General features: G+C 54.5%; 22 protein-coding genes, 1 pseudogene and 1 riboswitch. Of the genes and pseudogenes, 14 read left to right on the forward strand and 9 right to left on the reverse strand.

Going from position 1 to position 22,764, the window contains the following annotated elements; genetic code table 11:
* Positions 1–43: 43 nt before the first annotated feature.
* Positions 44–2,677 carry a PqiB family protein gene (locus ACVCAM_RS09375; RefSeq protein WP_407223468.1) on the reverse strand — a complete coding sequence of 878 codons (2,634 nt, stop codon included), beginning with the start codon at positions 2,675–2,677 and terminating at the stop codon, positions 44–46.
* Entirely contained in the window at positions 2,646–3,929 is a 1,284-nt protein-coding gene (gene yebS / locus ACVCAM_RS09380) for a membrane integrity lipid transport subunit YebS (RefSeq protein ID WP_021240425.1), read from the reverse strand. The genes ACVCAM_RS09375 and yebS overlap by 32 nt, the downstream gene beginning before the upstream one ends.
* Positions 3,930–4,061: 132 nt before the next feature.
* On the opposite strand from yebS, the gene ACVCAM_RS09385 reads away from it, so the two are divergent.
* From ACVCAM_RS09385 to htpX, 4 genes are all read left to right on the forward strand, one after another.
* Complete coding sequence (locus ACVCAM_RS09385; RefSeq protein WP_008500476.1) at positions 4,062–4,559, forward strand: GAF domain-containing protein; 498 nt, start codon at positions 4,062–4,064, stop codon at positions 4,557–4,559.
* 96 nt (positions 4,560–4,655) lie between these two features.
* Complete coding sequence (proQ, locus tag ACVCAM_RS09390; RefSeq protein WP_014884292.1) at positions 4,656–5,342, forward strand: RNA chaperone ProQ; 687 nt, start codon at positions 4,656–4,658, stop codon at positions 5,340–5,342.
* A 19-nt stretch (positions 5,343–5,361) separates the two neighbouring features.
* Positions 5,362–7,410, forward strand: a complete 2,049-nt coding sequence (gene prc, locus ACVCAM_RS09395; RefSeq protein ID WP_025910096.1) for a carboxy terminal-processing peptidase — start codon at positions 5,362–5,364, stop codon at positions 7,408–7,410.
* A gap of 193 nt (positions 7,411–7,603) precedes the next feature.
* Positions 7,604–8,485: a protease HtpX gene (htpX, locus tag ACVCAM_RS09400; protein ID WP_014884290.1), complete on the forward strand. Its 882-nt coding sequence runs from the start codon at positions 7,604–7,606 to the stop codon at positions 8,483–8,485.
* A gap of 50 nt (positions 8,486–8,535) precedes the next feature.
* Here htpX and ACVCAM_RS09405 read toward each other — a convergent pair whose 3' ends face one another.
* Positions 8,536–9,909: an MFS transporter gene (locus ACVCAM_RS09405; RefSeq protein WP_025910099.1), complete on the reverse strand. Its 1,374-nt coding sequence runs from the start codon at positions 9,907–9,909 to the stop codon at positions 8,536–8,538.
* Positions 9,910–10,087: 178 nt separating this feature from the next.
* Between ACVCAM_RS09405 and kdgR the strand changes: the two genes are divergently transcribed.
* On the forward strand, positions 10,088–10,879 hold the full coding sequence (kdgR, locus tag ACVCAM_RS09410) for a DNA-binding transcriptional regulator KdgR (protein WP_025910101.1): 792 nt from the start codon (positions 10,088–10,090) through the stop codon (positions 10,877–10,879).
* 66 nt (positions 10,880–10,945) lie between these two features.
* On the opposite strand, the gene ACVCAM_RS09415 is transcribed toward kdgR, so the two are convergent.
* Positions 10,946–11,185, reverse strand: coding sequence for a YobH family protein (locus ACVCAM_RS09415; protein WP_025910102.1), 240 nt, complete (start codon positions 11,183–11,185; stop codon positions 10,946–10,948).
* A gap of 159 nt (positions 11,186–11,344) precedes the next feature.
* On the opposite strand from ACVCAM_RS09415, the gene mgrB reads away from it, so the two are divergent.
* The 7 genes and pseudogenes from mgrB to rlmA all read left to right on the forward strand — a co-directional run bounded on the left by mgrB (position 11,345) and on the right by rlmA (position 16,579).
* Positions 11,345–11,488 carry a PhoP/PhoQ regulator MgrB gene (gene mgrB / locus ACVCAM_RS09420; RefSeq protein ID WP_006175995.1) on the forward strand — a complete coding sequence of 48 codons (144 nt, stop codon included), beginning with the start codon at positions 11,345–11,347 and terminating at the stop codon, positions 11,486–11,488.
* A gap of 74 nt (positions 11,489–11,562) precedes the next feature.
* The gene (locus tag ACVCAM_RS09425) at positions 11,563–11,853 is read left to right on the forward strand and encodes a YebO family protein (RefSeq protein WP_008500484.1); all 291 of its coding nucleotides are present in this window, start codon (positions 11,563–11,565) and stop codon (positions 11,851–11,853) included.
* A 24-nt stretch (positions 11,854–11,877) separates the two neighbouring features.
* A complete protein-coding gene (locus ACVCAM_RS09430; protein WP_025910105.1) occupies positions 11,878–12,867 on the forward strand; it encodes an MBL fold metallo-hydrolase in 990 nt (329 codons plus the stop codon).
* A 525-nt stretch (positions 12,868–13,392) separates the two neighbouring features.
* A pseudogene (locus ACVCAM_RS09435) lies at positions 13,393–13,537 on the forward strand (DUF2627 domain-containing protein).
* Between the two features lie 13 nt (positions 13,538–13,550).
* Complete coding sequence (gene cspE / locus ACVCAM_RS09440; protein WP_001062678.1) at positions 13,551–13,760, forward strand: transcription antiterminator/RNA stability regulator CspE; 210 nt, start codon at positions 13,551–13,553, stop codon at positions 13,758–13,760.
* 219 nt (positions 13,761–13,979) lie between these two features.
* Positions 13,980–15,698, forward strand: coding sequence for a peptidoglycan glycosyltransferase FtsI (gene ftsI, locus ACVCAM_RS09445; protein ID WP_025910109.1), 1,719 nt, complete (start codon positions 13,980–13,982; stop codon positions 15,696–15,698).
* A 65-nt stretch (positions 15,699–15,763) separates the two neighbouring features.
* Positions 15,764–16,579 (forward strand): 23S rRNA (guanine(745)-N(1))-methyltransferase, encoded by an 816-nt coding sequence (gene rlmA, locus ACVCAM_RS09450; protein ID WP_179367172.1) that lies wholly within the window; start codon positions 15,764–15,766, stop codon positions 16,577–16,579.
* On the opposite strand, the gene mntP is transcribed toward rlmA, so the two are convergent.
* From mntP to manX, 5 genes are all read right to left on the reverse strand, one after another.
* Positions 16,576–17,142, reverse strand: a complete 567-nt coding sequence (gene mntP, locus ACVCAM_RS09455) for a manganese efflux pump MntP (RefSeq protein WP_023293941.1) — start codon at positions 17,140–17,142, stop codon at positions 16,576–16,578. The two genes, rlmA and mntP, sit on opposite strands and share 4 nt — an antisense overlap.
* A 9-nt stretch (positions 17,143–17,151) precedes the next feature.
* A riboswitch (yybP-ykoY riboswitch) is annotated at positions 17,152–17,342 on the reverse strand.
* Positions 17,343–17,540: 198 nt separating this feature from the next.
* Entirely contained in the window at positions 17,541–17,999 is a 459-nt protein-coding gene (locus ACVCAM_RS09460) for a DUF986 family protein (protein WP_023293940.1), read from the reverse strand.
* Between the two features lie 61 nt (positions 18,000–18,060).
* Positions 18,061–18,912, reverse strand: coding sequence for a PTS mannose transporter subunit IID (locus tag ACVCAM_RS09465; RefSeq protein WP_006810994.1), 852 nt, complete (start codon positions 18,910–18,912; stop codon positions 18,061–18,063).
* 12 nt (positions 18,913–18,924) lie between these two features.
* Complete coding sequence (gene manY / locus ACVCAM_RS09470) at positions 18,925–19,725, reverse strand: PTS mannose transporter subunit IIC (protein ID WP_008500490.1); 801 nt, start codon at positions 19,723–19,725, stop codon at positions 18,925–18,927.
* A 46-nt stretch (positions 19,726–19,771) separates the two neighbouring features.
* Positions 19,772–20,737, reverse strand: coding sequence for a PTS mannose transporter subunit IIAB (gene manX / locus ACVCAM_RS09475; protein ID WP_008500491.1), 966 nt, complete (start codon positions 20,735–20,737; stop codon positions 19,772–19,774).
* Positions 20,738–21,053: 316 nt separating this feature from the next.
* On the opposite strand from manX, the gene ACVCAM_RS09480 reads away from it, so the two are divergent.
* Together ACVCAM_RS09480 and yoaE are read left to right on the forward strand one after the other, a co-directional pair.
* The gene (locus tag ACVCAM_RS09480; RefSeq protein WP_371258203.1) at positions 21,054–21,212 is read left to right on the forward strand and encodes a protein YoaL; all 159 of its coding nucleotides are present in this window, start codon (positions 21,054–21,056) and stop codon (positions 21,210–21,212) included.
* Complete coding sequence (gene yoaE, locus ACVCAM_RS09485; RefSeq protein WP_008500492.1) at positions 21,200–22,759, forward strand: CNNM family cation transport protein YoaE; 1,560 nt, start codon at positions 21,200–21,202, stop codon at positions 22,757–22,759. The genes ACVCAM_RS09480 and yoaE overlap by 13 nt, the downstream gene beginning before the upstream one ends.
* Positions 22,760–22,764 lie beyond the last annotated feature (5 nt).

Consider the following 22,764-nt stretch of genomic DNA (forward strand, 5'->3'; position numbering starts at 1 on the left):
GTAACATAAAGGCTCCGGTGCGTTGACACCGGAGCCTTGCAGATTAACGCGGCAGGGCGGTTCCCCATTCGCGCCACTCTTTCGGTTCGCTTTCGAGCAGCAGGAAATGTTTACCCGGCTGCGCTTTCGGCGCCAGCGGCGTCCCCGGCGGTGTGGCAAACGCAATACCACCGCGAATGAACTGGTTGAAGGTCCCGGTTTTCACCACGCCTCCCGTCAGGCCGAAGTCCAGCGAGTAGCCGGATGCCAGCCAGAACACCGAGTTATTACGCACCAGGTGCTGGTAGCGTTCGCTGATGCGTAGCGCCACCATCACGCGGTCGGAGAGCGTCCCGAGCGTCAGGCCCGTGACCGTACCGACCTCAATGCCGCGGAACAGGACCGGCGTGCCGATGCTCAGCGAGCCGGCTTCCGGCACTTCCACCACGATGCTCAGGCCGCCAAGGTAGCGCGAGTCGGTGATCGTGGCTTCCTGCAGCTCGAAATCACGGCGGGCATTGCCCTGGCCGGGCTCAACGTTGATGTACGGCTGCAAAATGGTGTCGAGATGCTCAACGCCTGCGGCCGAGATCTGCGGTGTCACCACCGAGAAGCGCGAACCCGCGCGCGCAAAGGTCTGCACATATTCCGGGTAGAGCACGGCGGTAGCCTGCACCTCGTTGCGCGAGGTGATCAGCGTCAGCTTCTGGATCTGCCCGATATCAATGCCCAGGTAGCGGATGGGCATGCCTTCCGCCAGCTTACCGGCATCAAACGCGTGCAGGGTAATCTGCCCGCCCACGGCGCGTGCGGCGGTCTCGGACGGGAAGAGAATTCGCTTATCGCCTTTACGCAGGTTCGCGCCCGCTCCGCTGAGGTTATCGAAGCTAATCGCCCCGCGCAGCGCGCGTGACAGCGGAGAGGCCTGTACGGTCAGTCCGTTACCGTTCAGCTGCACTTTCGCGCCGCCTTCAGCCCAGAAGACGCTGTTCGGCGTCAGCAGCTTGCGGTACTCCGGCTTGATGTGCAGTTCGATATCAAAGGCGTCGGCACGCGGGCGAACGGTGATCACTTCCCCGACTTCAAACTTGCGATACAGCACCACGGAGCCCGCCTGAACGTCCGGCAGGGTCTCGGCACTTAACGTCAGCGTGGTGGTAGGAAGATCGCTCAGGCTGTTTTCAATCGCTTTCTCAAGGTTGGCATACAGCGGGTAGCTGTCGCGCACGGGGCCTTTATCCCCCGGCAAAATACGGATGCCGCCGTTCACCCATTCGCTGGCGCTGGCGCCGAGAAACTCCACGCCGTCCAGACCTACCTTCACGTCGACGCGACTGTTCACCACGAATTTACTGTCGCCATGTACCAGGTCTCTGTATTGCGGATCGATGGCGACGGAGAATTGCACCCCATCCGCGGAGAGCTTCCGCTCCAGCACCTGTCCCACCTGCACGCCGTGTAAAATCAACGGCTGACCGGCTTCAATCCCATAGCTTTCTGGCGCATTGAGCGTAACCGTCACGACGCCCGGCTTTTGCAGCAGGGCTTTATCCGCCGGGGCAATCACGAAGCTATTGCTGGGCTGACCTTCCCCGGGGATCAGCTCAAAGGTATTGCCGGTCAGCAGCGTGCTGAGGCTGGCATCGTTAAGAGAGAGCTTTGGACTGCGCATTTCGATGCGCGTTTTGTCGCGCAGGAGATCGACCACGCTCGGATCGACCGTCATTTCGCCAGTGACCGAACCGCCCGGGTTGAGCGTCATTTTGGTGAGCTGGCCGACCTGCAGACCCTGATACATCAGCGGCGTTGAACCCGCTTTTAGTCCTTTAGCATCGGGAAGGGCGAGTTTGACGATCACGCCGCGCTGGCTGTGCGCCAGATCGGCGTACAATCCGAACGTGTCATCAGCGGTGGCAGGGCTTGAGTTTTCCGGGGAGTCAAAGGCGATGGCGCCGTTCACCAGTGCGGCCAGACTCTCCAGCTTCACTTTCGCACCGCTCAGGCTGAGGTCGGCATCCACGCCGGACACGTTCCAGAAGCGGCTGCCTTTTTTCACCAGATTGGTGAAGCGACGCTCGATCAGCACATCAATCGTGACGCCCTGTTTATTCGGGTTAATCGCGTAGTCATACACGCGGCCAACCGGGATCTTACGGAAATAGACCAGGGAGCCGCTGTTCAGGGAACCGAGGTCCGGCGCCTGGAGATGAATCATCAAATCGCCGTTATTGAGGCGGTATTTGGGCTGCGTATCCAGAGCAACAAAGTGATCCTGCGGCTCACCTTTGCCGGGCATCATGCCGATATAGTTACCGCCGACGAGCGCATCCAGACCGGAAACGCCGGCCAGCGAGGCTTTTGGCGTCACCAGCCAGAACTGCGTTTCGCTGCGCAGGGCATCCTGCATGTCAGATTTAATGCTGACCCGCACCTGAATCTTGTTCAGCCCTTTTCCAAGGGAGATATCCTGAACCGTACCCACTTCAACCCCCTGGAAGCGAACGGGGGTTCGCCCGGCGACGATGCCGTCGGCGGTCTGGAAATCAATGGTGACGGTACTGCCGCGATCCTCATAGCTTGTCCAGATAAGCCAGCCTGCAATCATCAGGGCGATGACGGGCAGCAACCAGAATGGCGAAATGCGGCGTTTTGTTTTAATTCTCGCTTCAGTCGGCGAAGCGGGGGTTTCCTGACTCATGTGCATCCCAAAGTAAGCGGCTATCCAGCCATTCCACAGCAAGAATAGTCAATATCACCGCAGAGCCGAAATAAAAAGCCGCGGGTCCCATTGTAAAAGCAAGTAACTGATCGCGATTGATGAGCGACATCATCAGCGAAATCACGAACAGATCTAACATTGACCAGCGGCCAATCCAGGTGACGAATCGCAGAAGCAAAATGCGGGTCCGTAAACCTTGTTCACACTTTAAGTGAATGCTGATGAGCAGGGTAATCATCACCACCACTTTGGTAAAGGGAACCAGGATACTGGCAATAAAGACGATTGCCGCCACCCCGACATTGCTGTGCGCAAGGGAGATAATCCCGGAGAGGATAGTATCCTCCTGACGTCCACCATTCACGTAAATGATGGAAATCGGCAGCATATTGGCGGGGATCAGAAACACCAGGGAGGCGATCAGCGCCGCCCAGCATTTTTGCAGGCTGTTATTGCGCCGCAGTCTCAACGGAATGTGGCACCGCGGGCAGCGTCCGCGCGTGTCGGGTAACCCGGTATAGTGGCAACCCAGACAGACGCGCAGATTTTCATCGGGACGCGTGGCGGGGCGCTGAGGGTAGAATCGCTCCCAGAGCTGCTCAACGTTCAGGTGGATCAGCGTCAGGATGCTCAGCAATACCAGACAGATGAAGGCAAAGAGTCCGACGCCGGGCTGCAAAAAGGCGTAGTCCTGCACCTTTATTGACGCAACCCCCACGCCTACCAGATAAATATCCAGCATCACCCACTCTTTGAGCTTGTCCAGCATCAGCAGCACCGGGCGAAGGTTCATGCCAAGAATGTTGCCAAACCAGAGATAGGCAATGGCGGCAACCAGCACCAGGGGTGCGCCGACGGTGCAGAACAGCACCATCGCGGCGGTGATGGGATCGCCCTGACGGGTCATCTGCCAGATGCCCTGCAGCACGTTGGCGTCAATGCGCACGCCGAGCAGGTAGAGTTTTAGCAGCGGCTCACTCCAGGCGAAGGGCATCAGCAGCAGCATGGTAACGGCCATGGCGGCGAGGCGGGTCAACGACCAGTCGCGGCCATCGCGAATTTTGGCGTCACAGCGGGGGCAGAAGGCACTTTGGTGCGATTTCATCTTCGGCAACATAAAAAGCGTATCGCACTGGGGGCAACGCTGATAATGTGCACGAGGCAAAGCTTCGCTTACCGTATGGACAGTTATCTTTCTCGTCGGCGTAATTTTGGTTGTTTTTAAGGCCATCAGCTGCGCACAAATAAGTATTGTTGAAAGTTATAATAACTCATGAACGGATTCATCTTGAGCATGAGCGCATTTAATGCTTATTTTAATAGGCTATGCGGTAATTTTGTAAGACAACTAAGTGATTGAATAATGAACAAAACAGAATTCTACGCGGATCTGAACCGCGATTTTAAGGCATTGATGGCGGGTGAGACCAGCTTCTTAGCCACTCTGGCAAATACTAGCGCATTGCTGTTTGAACGTCTCTCTGACGTGAACTGGGCGGGCTTTTACCTTCTGGAAGGTGAAACGCTGGTGCTCGGTCCGTTCCAGGGCAAACTGGCCTGCGTGCGTATTCCGGTAGGGCGTGGCGTATGCGGCACGGCGGTGGCCGAGAATCAGGTCCAGCGTGTGGAAGACGTTCATGCGTTTGACGGGCACATCGCCTGTGATGCCGCCAGTAATTCTGAAATCGTTCTGCCGCTGGTGGTCAAAAATCAGATTATTGGCGTTCTGGACATCGACAGTACGGTCTTCAGTCGCTTTACAACCGAGGACGAACAGGGGCTGCGCGAGCTGGTGGCGAATCTGGAAAACGTACTCGCAGCAACCGATTATCAAAAATTCTTTGCGAGCGTCGCAGGATAATCAACGGATAACGTAGCATTTACTGATAGCGTCATTATAATGACGCCTGTTCATGCCTGCGCTTGTTGGCAACGTCCGTTGTAATCAGGAAATTTCATGGAAAATCAACCTAAGTTGAATAGCAGTAAAGAAGTTATCGCATTTCTGGCCGAGCGTTTCCCGCAGTGCTTCAGCGCGGAAGGCGAAGCTCGTCCCCTGAAAGTCGGTATTTTTCAGGATCTGGTGGCGCGTGTTGAAGGGGAAATGAACCTCAGCAAAACTCAGCTGCGTTCCGCCTTACGTCTTTATACTTCGAGCTGGCGTTACCTGTACGGTATCAAACCTGGCGCGACCCGCGTGGATCTCGACGGCAACCCTTGCGGTGAGCTGGACGAGCAGCACGTTGAGCACGCGCGCAAGCAGCTGGAAGAAGCCAAAGCACGCGTTCAGGCACAACGTGCGGAACAGCAAGCGAAAAAACGCGAAGCCGCCGCGGCAAACGGCCAGGAAGAAGCGCCTCGTCGTGAGCGTAAACCACGCCCTGCGCCGCGTCGTCACGATAATAACGATCGCAAACCGCGTGCAGACAAACCAGCAGCAAAAGCCCCGCGTGCGCCTCGTGAAGAGCCGCGCCATACGCCGGTTTCTGACATTAACGCCCTGAGCGTGGGTCAGGCACTGAAGGTAAAAGCGGGTAACAATGCTATGGACGCCACCGTACTGGAAATCACCAAAGATGGCGTTCGTGTACAGCTGACTTCTGGTATGTCAATGATTGTACGCGCAGAACACTTGTTGTTCTGAAACGGAGGCCAAGCCTGGCATGAACACTTTTTTTAAGCTCACCGCGCTGGCGGGCCTGTTTGCTATAACAGGTCACGCCTTTGCAGTGGACGATATCACGCGTGTTGATCAAATTCCGGTACTCAAGGAAGAGACGCAGCACGCGACGGTGAGCGAGCGCGTGACCTCACGTTTCACCCGTTCGCACTATCGTCAGTTCGATCTCGATCAGGCCTTTTCGGCCAAAATCTTTGACCGCTATCTGAACTTGCTGGATTACAGCCATAACGTTTTGCTCGCCAGCGATGTCGAGCAGTTCGCTAAGCGGAAATCCGAGGTGGGTGACGAGTTGCGTTCAGGCAAGCTGGATCTCTTCTACGATCTCTACAACCTGTCGCAAAAGCGCCGCTTCGAACGCTATCAGTACGCGCTGAAAGTGCTGGAACGTCCGATGGACTTCACCGGCAACGACACCTTCAATCTGGACCGCAGCAAAGCGCCCTGGCCAAAAGATGAAGCCGAGCTGAATGCGCTGTGGGACGGCAAAGTGAAATACGACGAGCTGAGCCTTAAGCTCACCGGCAAAGACGAAAAAGAGATCCGTGACACGCTGACGCGTCGTTACAAATTTGCCATTCGTCGCCTGGCACAGACCAACAGTGAGGATGTTTTCTCACTGGCCATGACGGCCTTTGCGCACGAAATTGATCCGCACACCAACTATCTCTCACCTCGCAACACCGAGCAGTTTAATACCGAAATGAGCCTGTCTCTGGAAGGTATCGGCGCGGTGCTGCAGATGGACGATGATTATACGGTGATCAATTCGATGGTCGCGGGTGGTCCGGCATCCAAAAGCAAAGCCATTAGCGTAGGCGATCGCATTGTGGGTGTGGGACAAACCGGCCAGAACATGGTCGATGTGATCGGCTGGCGTCTTGATGACGTGGTTGCGCTGATCAAAGGTCCGAAGGGCAGCAAGGTTCGTCTGGAAATTCTGCCAGCCGGAAAAGGCACCAAAACCCGTATCGTTACCCTGACCCGTGAGCGTATCCGTCTGGAAGATCGCGCGGTGAAAATGTCGGTGAAAACCGTGGGTAAAGAGAAGGTGGGCGTCCTGGATATTCCTGGCTTCTACGTCGGGTTGACTGACGATGTGAAAGTTCAGCTGCAGAAACTTGAAAAGCAGAACGTCAGCAGCATCATCATCGACCTGCGCAGTAACGGCGGCGGGGCGCTGACGGAAGCGGTTTCACTCTCTGGCCTGTTCATCCCATCTGGCCCGGTGGTTCAGGTGCGCGATAACAACGGTAAAGTGCGAGAAGATGCGGACAATGACGGTGTGGTCTACTACAAAGGCCCGCTGGTGGTTCTGGTTGACCGCTTCAGTGCATCTGCATCTGAGATCTTCGCCGCTGCCATGCAGGACTACGGCCGCGCGCTGATCGTCGGTGAGCCAACCTTCGGTAAAGGCACCGTTCAGCAGTACCGCTCTCTGAATCGGATTTACGATCAAATGCTGCGTCCGGAATGGCCTGCACTGGGCTCGGTTCAGTACACCATTCAGAAATTCTACCGCGTAAACGGCGGCAGTACGCAGCGTAAGGGTGTCACGCCGGACATCATCATGCCGACAGGCACCCAGGAGACGGAAACCGGCGAGAAGTTTGAAGATAACGCGTTGCCGTGGGACAGCATCAATGCCGCGACCTACGTGAAAGCGGGTGATATGACGCAATTTGGCCCTGAGCTGCTGAAGGCGCATAACGACCGCATCGCGAAAGATCCGGAGTTCCAGTACATCATGAAGGATATTGCGCGATTCAATGCTCTGAAGGATAAGCGGAATATTGTTTCTCTGAACTACGCTCAGCGTGAAAAAGAGAACAACGAAGACGATGCAACCCGCCTGGCGCGTATCAACGATCGCTTCAAGCGTGAAGGCAAGCCTCTGCTCAAGAAACTGGACGATCTGCCAAAAGATTACCAGGAGCCGGATCCGTATCTCGACGAGACGGTGCATATCGCTCTCGACCTGGCGAATCAGGAAAAAGAGAAACCTGCCGTACAGCCCGCTCCGGCAAAATAACCTCCCAACAGGCACAAGAGATTGTGCCTGTTTCTTTTTGTTCTTCATCCTTCCGTCAGCCAGATTTTCAATTGTGTAAAGTTGTGTCTTTCTGGTGACTTACGCCCGCCGGATGCTTGAAAATAGCCGCAATACCCATACGATGTGGGTAATCGCATAGTGCGTTTTGTTAAACTGAGGTAAAAAGAAAATTATGATGCGAATCGCGCTCTTCCTGCTCACCAACCTGGCGGTGATGGTGGTTTTCGGGCTCGTGCTAAGCCTGACAGGAATTCAGTCGAGTAGCGTTCAGGGTCTGTTGATTATGGCGCTGCTGTTTGGTTTTGGTGGCTCGTTCATCTCCCTGCTGATGTCGAAGTGGATGGCATTGAAATCGGTAGGGGGTGAGGTTATTGAACAGCCGCGTAACGATATGGAACAGTGGCTGATGAATACGGTGGCTCAGCAGTCCCGTCAGGCCGGGATCGCCATGCCGCAGGTGGCCATTTACCATGCTCCGGACATCAACGCGTTCGCCACGGGTGCCCGCCGCGATGCGTCACTGGTCGCTGTTAGCACCGGACTGTTGCAGAACATGAGCCGTGACGAAGCCGAAGCGGTTATCGCCCACGAAATCAGCCATATCGCAAACGGTGACATGGTGACCATGACCCTGATTCAGGGCGTGGTAAACACCTTCGTGATCTTTATCTCCCGCATTCTGGCGCAGATTGCCGCTGGCTTCATGGGCGGTAACCGTGACGAAGGCGAAGAGAGCAACGGCAACCCGCTGATCTATTTTGCCGTGTCGATGGTGCTGGAACTGGTATTCGGTATTCTGGCGAGCATCATCACGATGTGGTTCTCCCGCCACCGTGAATTCCACGCGGATGCCGGTTCTGCGAAGCTTGTTGGTCGCGAGAAGATGATTGCCGCGCTGCAGCGTCTGAAAACCTCCTACGAGCCGCAGGAAGCGAACAGCATGATGGCCTTCTGCATTAACGGTAAATCCAAATCGCTGAGCGAGCTGTTTATGTCTCACCCGCCGCTGGATAAACGTATTGAAGCGCTGCGCAGTGGGGAATACCTGAAGTAACGCAACAAAACACAATAAGCCGGGCAGGAGAACACTCCGCCCGGCTTTTTTTATGCCTGAACCCTGGGCTGGGTCACCCGCAGGCCGCTGACGATAGCCGCGAGTGTGGCAAGTATACCGGCGGTGAGGAGGGCAACATGGTTGCCGTTCTGGCCTGCGAGGTTAAACATCAGGGCGACCAGCGCCGCACCGGTGCTTTGCCCAAGGAGACGCGCGGTTCCCAACATGCCGCTGGCCCCTCCGCTACGATGGCGCGGCGCTGAGGTGATAATGGTGTGGTTATTGGGGGACTGGAACAGCCCAAACCCCGCGCCGCAGAGGATCATGCGCCAGATAATGTCCAGATCGGAAGGCGACGAGGGCAGCAATGCCAGTGCGAAAAGGCCTGTCGCCATCACCGCCAGCCCCAGCGCCCCGAGTAAACCGGCATGAACGCGTTCAATTAAGTAACCTGCCAGCGGGGCCATCACCATGGTCGCCAGCGGCCAGGGGGTGAGCAGCAGTCCGGTCTCCACTTCTGACCGGCCTACCACGCTCTGCAGAAAGAAGGGCAGAGAAACCAGAGCCAGCATCTGGGCGCAGAACGAGCAGACGGACGTGCAAATGGAGAGTGAAAAGAGAGGAATACGCAGCAGATCAACGGGCAGCAAAGGCGCGGGGAGGGTGAGCTGGCGGCGAACAAAGAAGAAGCCGATCGCCAGCAGGGCGATGAGCTCCGCGCCGGTAAGCATCAGCGATTGTCCTTGCGCAAAGCCGCTCAGCGCTGTAATCAGCAGGCCGAAGGTCAGGGCATTCATCACCGCACTCGCCACGTCGAAGCGCGGCATGCTGATTTTGGGACCGTTAGCGGGAAGAAAGCGCAGGGCAAAGAAGATGGCGACGATACCCAGCGGCACGTTAATGGCGAACAGCCATTGCCATGACGCGACGGAAAGGATCGCCGCCGCAATGGTTGGCCCGGCGGCTGAAGAGACGGCCACAATAAACGAGTTTATACCCATCCCGCGCCCCAGATGGCGCTGGGGATAAATCAAGCGGATCAGCGCCGTGTTTACGCTCATCAACGCCGCGCCGCCAAAACCCTGGGCGATGCGCGCAAGCGTCAGGGTATGCAGTGAATCTGAAAGGGCGCAGAACAGGGAGGTAAACGTGAAAACCACCAGGCCACACTGATACACCCGGCGGTAACCGAACATATCGCCCAGGAAAGAGAACGAGAGCAGTGAAACCACAATCGCAATCTGGTAGGCGTTAACAATCCAAATCGAACTGGCGGGTGAGGCATGCAGGTCGCTGGCGATGGTTGGCAGGGCAACGTTCGCAATCGCGCCGTCAAGGACGGCCATGGAGATACCGATAATGATGGTCGCTATTGCGCCATACCGCTGGGGTAATGGCAGGCCATCGGAAAGATTCTTTTCCATCAGGAGTAAAAAGCTCAGCGTGAAATTATTCTCAGGGTAACTATTTTAGCATTGTTACAGCCGCGATATGTCGCAGATTTGTAACGAAGTAAACGCGGATTGATTGCAGCTGACATGACGGGAACTTATAATAAAAACCAGTTCTGATTTTTATAAAACACTCGCTATGAGGTGGTAAATGGCTATTGCGGATTTGGATAAACAACCAGATTCTGTTTCTTCCGTGCTGAAGGTGTTTGGCATCTTACAGGCGCTTGGAGAAGAGCGTGAAATAGGTATTACAGAGCTGTCACAGCGCGTGATGATGTCAAAAAGCACCGTTTATCGCTTTTTGCAAACCATGAAATCATTGGGTTACGTTGCGCAGGAAGGCGAATCTGAAAAATATTCTCTGACGCTGAAGCTGTTTGAATTAGGTGCGCGTGCGCTACAAAATGTTGACCTGATCCGCAGCGCGGACATTCAGATGCGTGAAATCTCTCGCCTGACCAAAGAGACCATTCATCTCGGTGCGCTGGATGAAGACAGCATCGTTTACATCCATAAAATCGACTCCATGTACAATCTGCGCATGTATTCGCGCATTGGGCGCCGCAACCCGCTCTACAGTACCGCGATTGGTAAAGTTCTGCTGGCGTGGCGCGATCGCGAGGAAGTGGAGCAGATCCTCGACGGCGTGGAATACAAACGCAGCACGGAACGAACCATTACCAGTACGGAAGCGCTGCTGACGGTGCTCGACCGCGTGCGCGAGCAAGGGTATGGCGAAGATAACGAAGAGCAGGAAGAGGGGCTGCGCTGTATCGGCGTCCCGGTATTTGACCGCTTTGGGGTGGTGATTGCGGGCTTAAGTATCTCTTTCCCAACCTTACGTTTCTCCGAAGAGCGTCTTCATGAGTATGTGTCTATTCTGCACACTGCCGCACGTAAAATTTCTGAACAGATGGGCTATCACGACTACCCGTTTTAATCCCTGCTGAAATGATAAAACGCCGCATCTGATGCGGCGTTTTTTATGCCTCATGAACCTGGCTGATTAGCCGTTATCAATCACGACGGAGGTTTTACGCAGTACAGGACATTGGGTTAAGCCAATGATCCCGCTGTCAGTATGCAGATACTGGGTGGTGCTCATTCCTTGTGCGGTTAGGTATTTACACTGAATGCCTAACCCGGCTGCGTTTTCTGTGCTCCCCACAAGCACACCATAGCCCGTTAACAGAAGGCCAATCCAGACAAGGGCCAGTGCAATAATTGTTCGAATGATGAATCGCATTATTACCTCTTTTATCGTTGTTATCGTAATGCTAGCGTAACGTGTTTACGCAATGAAACAAGTGCAGCATTCTTAAAAACCGCGATGGAGGCGCAGTTAGCCCTTGTTTAAGATAAGCGTGATAATCTCGTTACATCAGGTCCTTAGACGGAGTGTGGAGTGAAAAAAATACGCTGGGTAATTCTGATTATCGTACTGATAGCGTGCGTGGTGTTATGGACGCAGACGATCAATGTGATGTGCGATCAGGATGTACAGTTTTTTAGCGGCGTTTGCGCAATCAACAAATTTATTCCGTGGTAATACACATTTTTTCTCAACGTGATTTCCTTCCTTCACGCCAGTGGTAAAATAGACGTTTTTATTGAGGTGGTGAAATGGGTGAGTTACTGAATTCAGGGTTGCTGAATATGGCATCCCTGATGATTTCTTTGGTGGTTCTGCTTGTGGGGCTGGTCATCTGGTTTTTCGTGAATCGGGCCAGTTCGCGTACAAATGAGCAGATCGAACTGCTGGAAGCGCTGCTCGATCAGCAAAAACGCCAGAATGCATTGCTACGCCGTCTTTGCGAGGCTAACGAACCGGAAGAGAAAGACGCGCCGAAAGACGCGGTCGCTGAAGATAACAAAGACGAAGACGACTTTATCCGCCTGGTGGCTGAGCGTTAATCTTTTTAGTCCTGGGAGGTGGCTGTGGTCTGGAAAAATCCCTGGTATGACCCCTCCCTGAAACATCATACCCCGAACGGTTTTCGTAATACCCTTCCTGTCGGACATCAACCCGGTGACCTTGAACGTTGGCGTAAAGCGCGCAAAGAGGCCGGTTTACCGAAGCCGCCCGCGCTGGGTTATGACGATTTCATCCGCCAGTGGTGGCAACCCGTTGAGCTTGCGGCATCTCATGAAGATGGGGTGTGGTGGCTCGGACACGCGAGCGTGTTGCTGCAGCTGGACGGCAATATCATCCTTACCGATCCGGTGTTTTCACGACGTGCTTCTCCGCTGCCTTTCCTGGGACCCCAGCGCAAAACGCCTCCCGTACTGTCTGTCGACCAACTTCATCAGCTTGATGCGGTTGTCATCTCCCATAATCATTACGATCATCTTGATGACGCAACCATTCGCAGAATCCTCAAGCGCTTTCCCGACGTCTGTTGTTTCGTTCCGTTGGGCCTGGCCGACTGGTTTCGTCGCCGGGGAGCAAAACGCGTGGTCGAACTCGACTGGTGGCAGAGTTTCACCTGGCAGGGGATGACGCTGACCGCCGTGCCGGCGCAGCACTGGAGCATGCGCACGCCATGGAACCGCAATCGTTCCTTATGGTGCGGCTGGGTGATGGAAGGACGGCATCATCGTTTCTGGTTCAGCGGTGATACCGGCTATTCGCCTGAGCTGTTGTTGATTCCTGAACGCCTGGGCCAGATAGATGCCGCCGCGTTGCCGATTGGTGCCTATGCCCCACGATGGTTCATGGCTGTTCATCATATGGATCCGCAATCAGCGGTGGCATTGTGGCAGCAGTTGGGTTGCCCTCTGGCGTTTCCCATTCACTGGGGCGTGTTTGAACTGGCAGATGAAGCTTTAGATGAACCTGTGCAGGAGTTAACTGACGCGCTCGATAATTTAGCACCAGTTAATCATTCTTTCAGGATACTGAAAATTGGAGAATATTTATCCTTCTAAACGAAGCGATAAATTGTTGCATATATTCTTGATGTAAACGCGCGCAGGAATGTTTTATTTTTATCGAAACGTTTTGCTTGCCTTCTTTTGATGCAGAGTCATAAAAATTTCATTATTTTGGTGCATAACGCTGTTTATTCGCTGGTGCATTTTAATACAGCTGGGCGCGGGTTTTTAACAGTGTTTTTTCTCTGAAACAATTTGGTCGCGTTACAATGATTTAAGCATAACTTTTCACAAATTGTTCTAACTCAATCAGGACGAAAGATTTCTTTTCCTGGTTGCTGGACGGTTCGTAATGAATGAGCTATGTTAAAAAAGTCTTAGATTACAGCGGTTGTGCAAGCAATGCTGGGTCTTTGTTACGCAGCAGGGCTGTCTGTACGCGATGCGCATAATTGTGCAAAACCTGACAGGCACTGTTCGAATTTGTGCGGCGGATCGAGACATGTTTAAAAATGGCTTGCCATATTAAACATAGTGTGTGATAACACGTTTTGGGTCAAACGAGGTACAGTTCTGTTTATGTGTGGCATTTTCAGTAAAGAAGTCCTGAGTAAACACGTTGTCGTTGAATACCGCTTCTCTGCCGAACCTTATATTAGTGCCTCATGCAGTAATGTCTCAGTTTTATCTCAGTTAATGCCTGCGGGCTAAGAAAACACTCTAAGGAATTTTGCAAAATGGCAAAGATTAAAGGTCAAGTTAAGTGGTTCAACGAGTCTAAAGGTTTTGGTTTCATTACTCCTGCTGACGGCAGCAAAGACGTGTTCGTACACTTCTCTGCAATCCAGGGTAACGGCTTCAAAACTCTGGCTGAAGGCCAGAACGTTGAGTTCGAAATTCAGGACGGCCAGAAAGGCCCAGCTGCAGTTAACGTAACTGCTATCTGATCGAACCGCTGCTGACTGAAGTGCCCTGCACTTCACTCTCAGACATAAAGCCTCGCTTGTCGCGGGGCTTTTTTATGTCCCTTATCTTTCAAAATATTACCATCCACGGTCTTGTTAGTAACTTGTTGCAAAGCTGCGAGGTTAGTAGCACTGTTTTGCCACCCTAAACCCATCTTTTCCCGTTAAATCAGTGCGTTGTTTTACAGTCCTGGGGTTCAGGTGAAGAAGAAATCGATAGCGACCGTCGGAAATTTCACGCCGGCGCGTTTTGTGCTGCTCTGTTTAGCTATTTTTTGTAGTCTGGCTTTTCTGCTGGGCCGCGTTGCCTGGCTGCAAATCATTAAGCCTGACAATCTGGTGAAGCAGGAAGATATGCGATCCCTCCGCCAGCTGGCGATTGATGCGCCGCGCGGCATGATAATGGATCGCGAGGGCCGCCCTCTGGCGGTGAGCGTGCCTGTCCAGGCCGTCTGGGCCGATCCTAAGACGGTGCTGGCAAAAGGGGGCGTCAACCTTGATGAGCGCTGGCAGGCGCTGGCCAGCGCGCTGCATCTCTCCCTCGGCACGCTCTCGGCACGCATCAACGCCAACCCGCAGGGTCGTTTTATTTACCTTGCCCGCCAGGTCGATCCGGCACAGGCAAAGTGGATCGATAAACTGAATCTGCCCGGCATCAATTTACGCGACGAGTCCCGCCGTTTTTATCCTGCTGGCCATGTGGCAGCGAACCTGATTGGTTTCACCAATATTGACGGGCAGGGCATTGAAGGTGTGGAAAAGAGCTTCAACGCCCAACTCACCGGCAAGCCGGGCGTGCGTCAGGTGAGGGAAGATCGCTACGGGCGCGTGGTTGAAAACCTGACTGAAATCGCGCCCTCACCGGCGCATAACATTCAGTTAAGTATTGACGAGCGGCTGCAAACCATCACCGAAGATGCGCTCGACAATGCTGTGGCCTGGAACAAGGCCGAGTCGGGGGCATCGGTATTAATTAATATCCCAACCGGGGAAATACTCGCGATGGCGAGCTATCCGGATTTCAATCCCAATAATCGGGAAGGCGCGACGATAAATGATTTCCGCAACCGCGCGATCAGCGATACGTTCGAACCCGGTTCGACCGTCAAGCCGCTGGTGCTGATGACGGCCCTGCAGCAGGGCCTGGTCCAGCCGGACAGCGTGATTGACACCCATCCGTATACCCTTGACGGGCATCGCATTCGCGACGTGGGCTATTACCCTGAGCTGACGATGACCGGGATCCTGCAAAAATCGAGCGACACCGGCGTTTCCCGGCTTTCTCTGGCGATGCCCGTTCAGCACCTTATTGATACCTATCGAAACTTTGGTTTTGGCACCAATACGGGGCTTGGCTTAACGGGGGAAAGTTCAGGGCTGTTGCCACAGCGTAAATACTGGAGCCAGCTCGATCGCGCGACCTTTGCCTTCGGCTACGGGCTGATGGTCACGCCGCTCCAGCTGGCCCACGTCTACGCCACGATTGGCGGGTTCGGGCTTGAGCGTCCTCTCTCCATCACCCGCATCGATCCCCCCGTTATCGGGCACCGCGTCATGCCGGAAGAGATTGCGCACGAAGTGGAGCACATGATGGAGAGCGTTGCGCTGCCGGGCGGCGGTGGCGTCAAGGCTGCCGTGCGTGATTACCGGGTGGCGGTGAAAACCGGCACGGCGAAGAAAATTGACGATAGCGGGAAGTATGTCGATAAATACGTCGCCTACACCGCGGGCGTTGCGCCTGCCAGCAATCCGCGTTTTGCTCTGGTGGTGGTGATTAACGATCCGCAAAACGGGGCCTACTACGGCGGTGCCGTCTCCGCGCCAGTCTTCAGCGAGATTATGGGTAACGTGCTGCGTCTGGAGAATATCAAACCTGACGGATTACCGGCGGGGTCCGAACACCTTATCGTCATGCGCTAACCGGGCGTTTATAACAGGGGCGAATAGCGGTACACTTCGCCCTTTGATTATGCTCCGGAGTAGCCATGTCCTTCAGCTGTCCCCTTTGTCACGCCCCCCTGACCTACTCAGATAAACGTTATACCTGTCCGCAGGGGCATCAGTTTGACCAGGCAAAAGAAGGCTACGTGAATCTTCTGCCGGTGCAGCATAAGCGCTCGCGCGATCCTGGCGACAGTGCAGAGATGATGCGGGCGCGCCGCGCGTTTCTCGATGCCGGGCATTATCTGCCGCTGCGGGAGACCGTCGCGCAGAGGCTGAATGACATTCTGTCGGCTTCCGCCACCGCCATGCTCGATATCGGCTGTGGGGAAGGGTACTACACCGCACGGTTTGCGGAGGTTGCTCGTGAGAAGGGCGCACAGACATTCGGTCTGGACGTGTCGAAAGTGGCCATTCGCGCGGCGGCAAAACGTTATACCGACGTGACGTTCTGCGTGGCGTCCAGCCACCGGCTGCCGTTTGACGATGCCAGCATGGACGCTGTTATCCGCATCTACGCGCCGTGTAAGGCGGAGGAGCTGGCGCGCGTCGTGAAACCGGGCGGATGGGTGGTCACCGTGACGCCAGGTCCGCGTCATCTGATGGAGCTGAAAGGGCTGATCTACGACGAAGTGCGTCTCCATGCCCCTCATTCTGAACAGCTGGCCGGTTTTACCCTGAAGCAGGCGGAATCGGTGGCGTACGAAATGATGCTGAAAGGGGAAGAGGCCGTCGCGTTATTGCAGATGACGCCGTTCGCGTGGCGGGCAAAACCTGAGGTATGGGAAACGTTAGCGGCACACTCAACATTTCGCTGCCAGACGGACTTCAGCATCCACGTCTGGCAGCGCGAAGATTAACCGGCGAAGTGTGCCCAGAGGATCTGGGCACCAATGCCAATCAGCACAATTCCCCCGAGGATCTCGGCGCGTTTACCCAGCAGCGGGCCGATAAACCGTCCGACCATCATGCCCAGCGTGGACATAATCAGGGTTGCACAGCCAATAGCCAGCGCGGTGGCGATAATATTGACCTGCAAAAAAGCCAGACCGACGCCGACGGCCATCGCATCAAGGCTGGTGGCAATGGCCGTGGTGACCAGCAGCCAGAAGCCGTGGCGGTGCTGCGGCTCCTCGTCTTCATCATCGCCGCCGCGAAAACCTTCAATGACCATTCGGCCACCGAGAAACACCAGCAGGACGAAGGCAATCCAGTGGTTCCACTCCAGCACGAACTGGCTGGCGAGCATGCCAAGTCCCCAGCCGAGAAGCGGGGTCAGCGTTTCGATAGCGCCAAAAATCAGGCCGGTACGCAGGGCTTCTGAGAATTTAGGTTTGTGGAGCGTGGCGCCTTTCCCGATGGAAGCAGCGAATGCGTCCATGGACATGCCAAAAGCGAGAAGGATCGTAGCGGAGATATTCATAACAGCGTCCAGACCGGGGATATCCATATGACACATCACTGCCCCCAGTAAACAGCAGTTGATGTATCTATGGTCTCGCCTGATCGCAACGCACATAAGACATGCGGTAAGCGATCCGTACGTGCCACGTTTTTCAACGAGTATGTTGACACGTACATTTCCTGCGAACAGGAAATCGGCTACTCCCCAACGACGGGCGCAACCTTAACATATTTTGAGAATATAAAACAACAATGAAGAGGCATTATTTAAATCGTTTGTTGATAACGATTTTCATTTGTCTTTAAGCGTGAAAATATCGTTAACAAATAGAGATAAAATTAACGGTGTGGATATAGCTTTGGCTATATTTCCTGCGCAAAATAAAGACAAGTTATAGCCATTGCTATATATCTAACTCATTGAGTCTTAACGAGTAATTTGTATATCTTTTCCAGGTCATCAATATTCTTCACCCGAATAAGCAGGCGGCGTTGTTCTAATTGCATCACCAGCACGCCGTCCTCGGATAAATTCATCTCTTTAATACGGTTATATTCTATCCATACATTGGCGAAGAAGAATCCGTGGGATTTAAAAATGATTTTTGGTATGCGGATCCAGAACAGATAAATCGCCATTAATGCCAGCGCACATAATAACCATGTGGTTAATAATGCACCATGGCTGGTGACGTTATTGTAAATAAGAATGGCGATGAGGCCCACGAAGATAAAGGCATCCACGCGCCCGCGTCGTAGCAGGGGAAGGGAGAGCAGCGTCTCGCCGTGACGGCGCGGCATGATGAACTCGTCATAGATCGCATAAGCCAGAAGGGCAATAATAAATAAAACCAGTACGATGTCCGTGGCAGTCATTCTTCCTCCAGATAACCAATAAAAAACCGGGGGCAAGCCCCCGGCGTCTAACGTTATTGCATTACAGACCCAGCAGGCCGACGGCGTAACCCGCGATACCGATGACGAAGAAGCCAACGATGATCCACAGCGGGTTCACTTTCTTACGCAGCAGCCACATACAGGCGAAGGTCAACAGCAGCGGGACCAGGCCCGGCATCAGCTGGTCCAGAATCGTCTGCACGGTGGTGACGCGGGTCTGACCATCCTGTCCGGTGATGGTCGATACCACCAGCGGGATGTTCACGTGCGTCCACTTGTTAACCAGTGCCCCCATGACAAACAGGCCGAGGATTGACGCCCCCTCAGTCAGTTTCTGCAGGAAGCCGCCGCCCATGTCCTTAACGATGTCCACCCCTTTACGGTAGCCGTAGGCCACGCCGTAGTAACGGGTCAGCAGACGCACGGCGTTGAACAGGATGAAGAACAGCAGAGGACCAAGCAGGCTGCCGCTCATCGCGATACCGGCGCCCAGTGCGGCGAAGACCGGACGAACGGTACCCCAGAAGATAGGGTCACCAACGCCGGCCAGCGGGCCCATCAGGCCGACTTTGATACCGTTGATGGCACCGTCGTCAATCTCTGCACCGTTCGCACGCTGCTCTTCCATCGCCAGCGTTACGCCCAGAACGGGCGCCGCAACGTAAGGATGGGTGTTAAAGAATTCCAGGTGACGCTTGATGGCCTGACGGCGCGCTTCGTTGTTTTCCGGATACAGGCGTTTGATCGCCGGAACCATGGAGAAGCAGAAACCCAGCGCCTGCATACGTTCGAAGTTCCATGAACCCTGAAACAGGTTAGAACGGATGAACACGCCACGAATATCACCCGGAGTGAGTTTTTTCTCGGTGGTAGTTTTTGTCATATCAACCATGTCGCTCACCTGTTAGTCCAGTTCGTTATCGAGATCGTTGTTACCAGCAGCCTGCGCTGGGGCACCCGCGACGCGGTTATATTTCGGGCTGAGCTGGATGTAGAGAATCGCCATTACCGCACCAATCACACCCAGTGCAACCAGGTTGAAGTTGGTGAAGGCAGCGGTCACGAAGCCGAGGTAGAAGAACGGCATCAGGTAGCCTGCGCGCATCATGTTGATGACCATCGCATAACCAACGACCACGATCATGCCGCCCGCGATGTTCAGACCGCCGGTGACCACTTCAGGAATGGCGTTCAGCATGCTCTGGACTTCACTGGTACCGACGGAGATCGCCACGATAACCGCCGGGATCGCGATACGCATCGCCTGCAGGAACAGGGAAGAAACGTGGATCCACGACAGTGCCGTGAGGTTGCCGTTTTCGGCGGCCTTATCCGCTGCGTGCTGGAAGGCTACGGTGATAGTACGAACAATGATGGTCAGAACCTGGCCTGCGGCAGCCAGCGGGATCGCCAGGGCGATACCTGCACCAATACTCTGGTGACCGGCAATAACCAGAACGGTCGAAATGATAGAGGCCAGCGCGGCATCAGGCGCAACTGCCGCACCGATGTTCATCCAGCCCAAGGCGATCATTTCCAGGGTACCACCGATGATGATACCGGTTTTCATGTCACCCAGAACGGCCCCAATCAGCGTACAGGCCACCAGAGGGCGGTGGAACTGAAATTCATCAAGTACGGATTCCATACCCGCAATACATGCGACGACGAACACCAGTACAATCTGAAGAGTGGTAATCTCCATTGCACTTCTCCTATTACATAAACTTTATGTGAGAACCGGCGCGGGCTTATTTCCCAACTTTGCCGATCAAATCCATCATTTTCAGTTTTTGATCCGTGGAAACCTTACGGGCTTCCAGCTCAATACCGCGCGCATTCAGCTTGTTGAATGCCTCGATATCTTTCGCATCAACTGAAATGGCGTTGTTGACCTGCGTTTTGCCCTGACGGAAGGCCATACCACCAATGTTAACGGAGGTGATTTTCACGCCGCCTTCAACAATGCGCTCAACGTCTGTCGGGTTAGTGAACAGGAGCATTACGCGTTCGCCCGCATATTTCGGGTTGTTGTAAACGCGGATCATCTTGGCGACATCCACGACGTGCGCGGTAACGCCAGGCGGAGCAACCTGTGTCAGAAGGGTTTTACGAACGGTGTCGGCGGCCACTTCGTCGCTGACCACGATAATGCGTTGAACGTTGGTCTCTTTGGTCCAGCGCGTGGCAACCTGACCGTGGATGAGGCGGTCATCAATACGCGCAAGGCCAATCACCATGTAATCATTCGGACCCATCGGTTTTGCCGGCGCTGCCGCTTTCGGTGCCGCTGCGGGCGCAGGGGCAGGTTTTTCCACCGGCTGTGCTTTCAGGGCTTTCACCCCTTCACGGCCCGTTTCAACGGCCAGGGCCACCAGCTCGTCGAAAGACGGATTGTCGTCGCGCGCCATGAAGGTTTCCACCAGCATGGGGATATTGACCCCGGCGACAACTTCATAGTGCTCTTTATCGACGACAATGCGGCTGGCAGCATTGAACGGGCTGCCGCCCCATGTATCAACGAGAAACAGCACGCCCTTGCTGGTATCCAGCTTCGCGAGTTGAGCGTTGTACTTCTCAATCAGCGTCTCGGCGTTTTCACCGGGAACGAAATCGATCCAGCCGACGTTTTCCTGCTCGCCCAACAGCATCTCTGCCGTTTTGAGTAGCTGCTCAGCAGCCCAACCATGTGTGCCTATGACAATAGCAATGGTCACTTGCTACCTCCTTTTATTATCATTAATACGCCTGCCGGGCAGTCGTACTGAGAATCGTATTGGCGAACCGAATCGATTCAGATAAGGGTTAGAGTTCAAAAAACTAAGACTTCCGCGAATTATTTTAGATAGTGAAAAAATAATTTATGTGATGAAGATCCGTAATTTAGCCACGCGCGACAGAATTATCTTAAGGGTACAGCCACTGTGTTACAGATCTTTGCAAAGGAACGTAAATCTTTGCTAAAAATGCATTGTGTCTGATATGTTTAGCCTCCGTTTAATTGTTCAGGAGTATAGGGCTACAGCCCACTATATGGACCGTCACCGACGTCAGTCATCTTTCAGGCCATTTCGCGCCTTTTTCACCGGCGATCCTCGCCACGTATCGACTCTGTCTGCCTCTGTTTTGCCCACGTTGAGTGGGGCACCGTTTCGTCATTCCTTTAGCAGGAGCTTGTCATGGAATTCTTAATGGACCCGTCAATCTGGGTAGGATTGCTCACGCTGGTGGTGCTGGAGATTGTTCTCGGCATCGATAACCTGGTGTTTATCGCCATCCTTGCGGATAAGCTGCCCCCAAAACAGCGTGATAAAGCGCGTCTGATTGGTCTCTCGCTGGCGCTGGTCATGCGACTGGGTCTGCTCTCCGTTATCTCGTGGATGGTCACGCTGACCAAACCGTTATTCTCCGTCATGGATTACACCTTCTCCGGCCGTGATTTGATCATGCTGATCGGGGGGATATTCCTGCTCTTCAAAGCGACGACAGAGCTCCATGAGCGGCTGGAAAACCGGCAGCACGATGATGGTCACGGTAAAGGGTATGCCAGCTTCTGGGTAGTGGTGCTGCAGATCGTGGTGCTGGATGCGGTCTTCTCGCTGGATGCGGTGATCACGGCGGTCGGCATGGTGAACCACCTGCCGGTCATGATGGCAGCGGTGGTTATTGCGATGGCGGTCATGCTGCTGGCGTCGAAACCGCTGACGCGTTTCGTGAACCAGCATCCGACGGTGGTGGTGCTGTGTCTGAGCTTCCTGCTGATGATTGGTCTGAGCCTGGTGGCGGAAGGCTTTGGCTTCCATATTCCGAAAGGCTACCTGTACGCTGCGATTGGCTTCTCGATCCTGATCGAGCTGTTCAACCAGATTGCGCGTCGTAACTTTATTAAGCAGCAGTCAAATCAGCCGCTGCGCGCCCGTACCGCGGATGCCATTCTGCGTTTGATGGGCGGTCGTCGTCAGGTGAACGTTCAGTCTGATTCCGAAAACCACAACCCGGTTCCGGTGCCGGAAGGGGCGTTTGTGGAACAGGAACGCTACATGATTAACGGCGTGCTCTCTCTGGCCTCCCGTTCGCTGCGCGGCATCATGACGCCGCGCGGGGAGATCAGCTGGGTCGATGCTAACCTGAGCGTGGATGAAATTCGCCAGCAGCTGCTCTCTTCACCGCACAGCCTGTTCCCGGTGTGTCGCGGCGAGCTGGATGAGATCATCGGCGTGGTCAGGGCAAAAGAGATGCTGGTCGCTCTGGAAGAAGGCGTTAACGTCGAAGCCGTTGCTGCCGCATCGCCTGCGATTGTGGTGCCGGAAACGCTGGATCCGATCAACCTGCTCGGTGTGCTGCGCCGCGCGCGCGGTAGCTTTGTTATCGTCACCAACGAGTTTGGCGTGGTGCAGGGGCTGGTGACGCCGCTGGACGTGCTGGAAGCGATCGCCGGTGAATTCCCGGATGAAGACGAAACGCCGGAAATTGTTGCCGACGGCGAAGGCTGGCTGGTTAAAGGTACGACCGACCTGCACGCGCTCTCGCACACGCTGGGGCTGGAAAACGTGGTCAACGATGAAGAAGACATCGCGACCGTTGCCGGTCTGGTTATCGCCGTGAACGGGCAGATCCCGCGCGTTGGCGATGTGATTGAGCTGCCGCCGCTGCACATTACCATTGTCGAAGCCAACGACTATCGTGTTGATATGGTCCGCATTGTTAAAGAACAATCTGCCCACGATGAAGATGAGTAAGTCTG

It is taken from the genome of Enterobacter sp. CFEC122, from assembly GCF_052983755.1.

Excerpts from the sequence above, each read along its gene's own strand:
- ACVCAM_RS09375 (WP_407223468.1), bottom strand. The coding sequence starts at position 2,677 with ATGAGTCAGGAAACCCCCGCTTCGCCGACTGAAGCGAGAATTAAAACA.
- yebS (WP_021240425.1), bottom strand. The coding sequence starts at position 3,929 with ATGGCCTTAAAAACAACCAAAATTACGCCGACGAGAAAGATAACTGTC.
- ACVCAM_RS09385 (WP_008500476.1), top strand. The coding sequence starts at position 4,062 with ATGAACAAAACAGAATTCTACGCGGATCTGAACCGCGATTTTAAGGCA.
- proQ (WP_014884292.1), top strand. The coding sequence starts at position 4,656 with ATGGAAAATCAACCTAAGTTGAATAGCAGTAAAGAAGTTATCGCATTT.
- prc (WP_025910096.1), top strand. The coding sequence starts at position 5,362 with ATGAACACTTTTTTTAAGCTCACCGCGCTGGCGGGCCTGTTTGCTATA.
- htpX (WP_014884290.1), top strand. The coding sequence starts at position 7,604 with ATGATGCGAATCGCGCTCTTCCTGCTCACCAACCTGGCGGTGATGGTG.
- ACVCAM_RS09405 (WP_025910099.1), bottom strand. The coding sequence starts at position 9,909 with ATGGAAAAGAATCTTTCCGATGGCCTGCCATTACCCCAGCGGTATGGC.
- kdgR (WP_025910101.1), top strand. The coding sequence starts at position 10,088 with ATGGCTATTGCGGATTTGGATAAACAACCAGATTCTGTTTCTTCCGTG.
- ACVCAM_RS09415 (WP_025910102.1), bottom strand. The coding sequence starts at position 11,185 with ATGCGATTCATCATTCGAACAATTATTGCACTGGCCCTTGTCTGGATT.
- ACVCAM_RS09425 (WP_008500484.1), top strand. The coding sequence starts at position 11,563 with ATGGGTGAGTTACTGAATTCAGGGTTGCTGAATATGGCATCCCTGATG.
- cspE (WP_001062678.1), top strand. The coding sequence starts at position 13,551 with ATGGCAAAGATTAAAGGTCAAGTTAAGTGGTTCAACGAGTCTAAAGGT.
- rlmA (WP_179367172.1), top strand. The coding sequence starts at position 15,764 with ATGTCCTTCAGCTGTCCCCTTTGTCACGCCCCCCTGACCTACTCAGAT.
- mntP (WP_023293941.1), bottom strand. The coding sequence starts at position 17,142 with ATGAATATCTCCGCTACGATCCTTCTCGCTTTTGGCATGTCCATGGAC.
- ACVCAM_RS09460 (WP_023293940.1), bottom strand. The coding sequence starts at position 17,999 with ATGACTGCCACGGACATCGTACTGGTTTTATTTATTATTGCCCTTCTG.
- ACVCAM_RS09465 (WP_006810994.1), bottom strand. The coding sequence starts at position 18,912 with ATGGTTGATATGACAAAAACTACCACCGAGAAAAAACTCACTCCGGGT.
- manY (WP_008500490.1), bottom strand. The coding sequence starts at position 19,725 with ATGGAGATTACCACTCTTCAGATTGTACTGGTGTTCGTCGTCGCATGT.
- ACVCAM_RS09480 (WP_371258203.1), top strand. The coding sequence starts at position 21,054 with ATGGACCGTCACCGACGTCAGTCATCTTTCAGGCCATTTCGCGCCTTT.
- yoaE (WP_008500492.1), top strand. The coding sequence starts at position 21,200 with ATGGAATTCTTAATGGACCCGTCAATCTGGGTAGGATTGCTCACGCTG.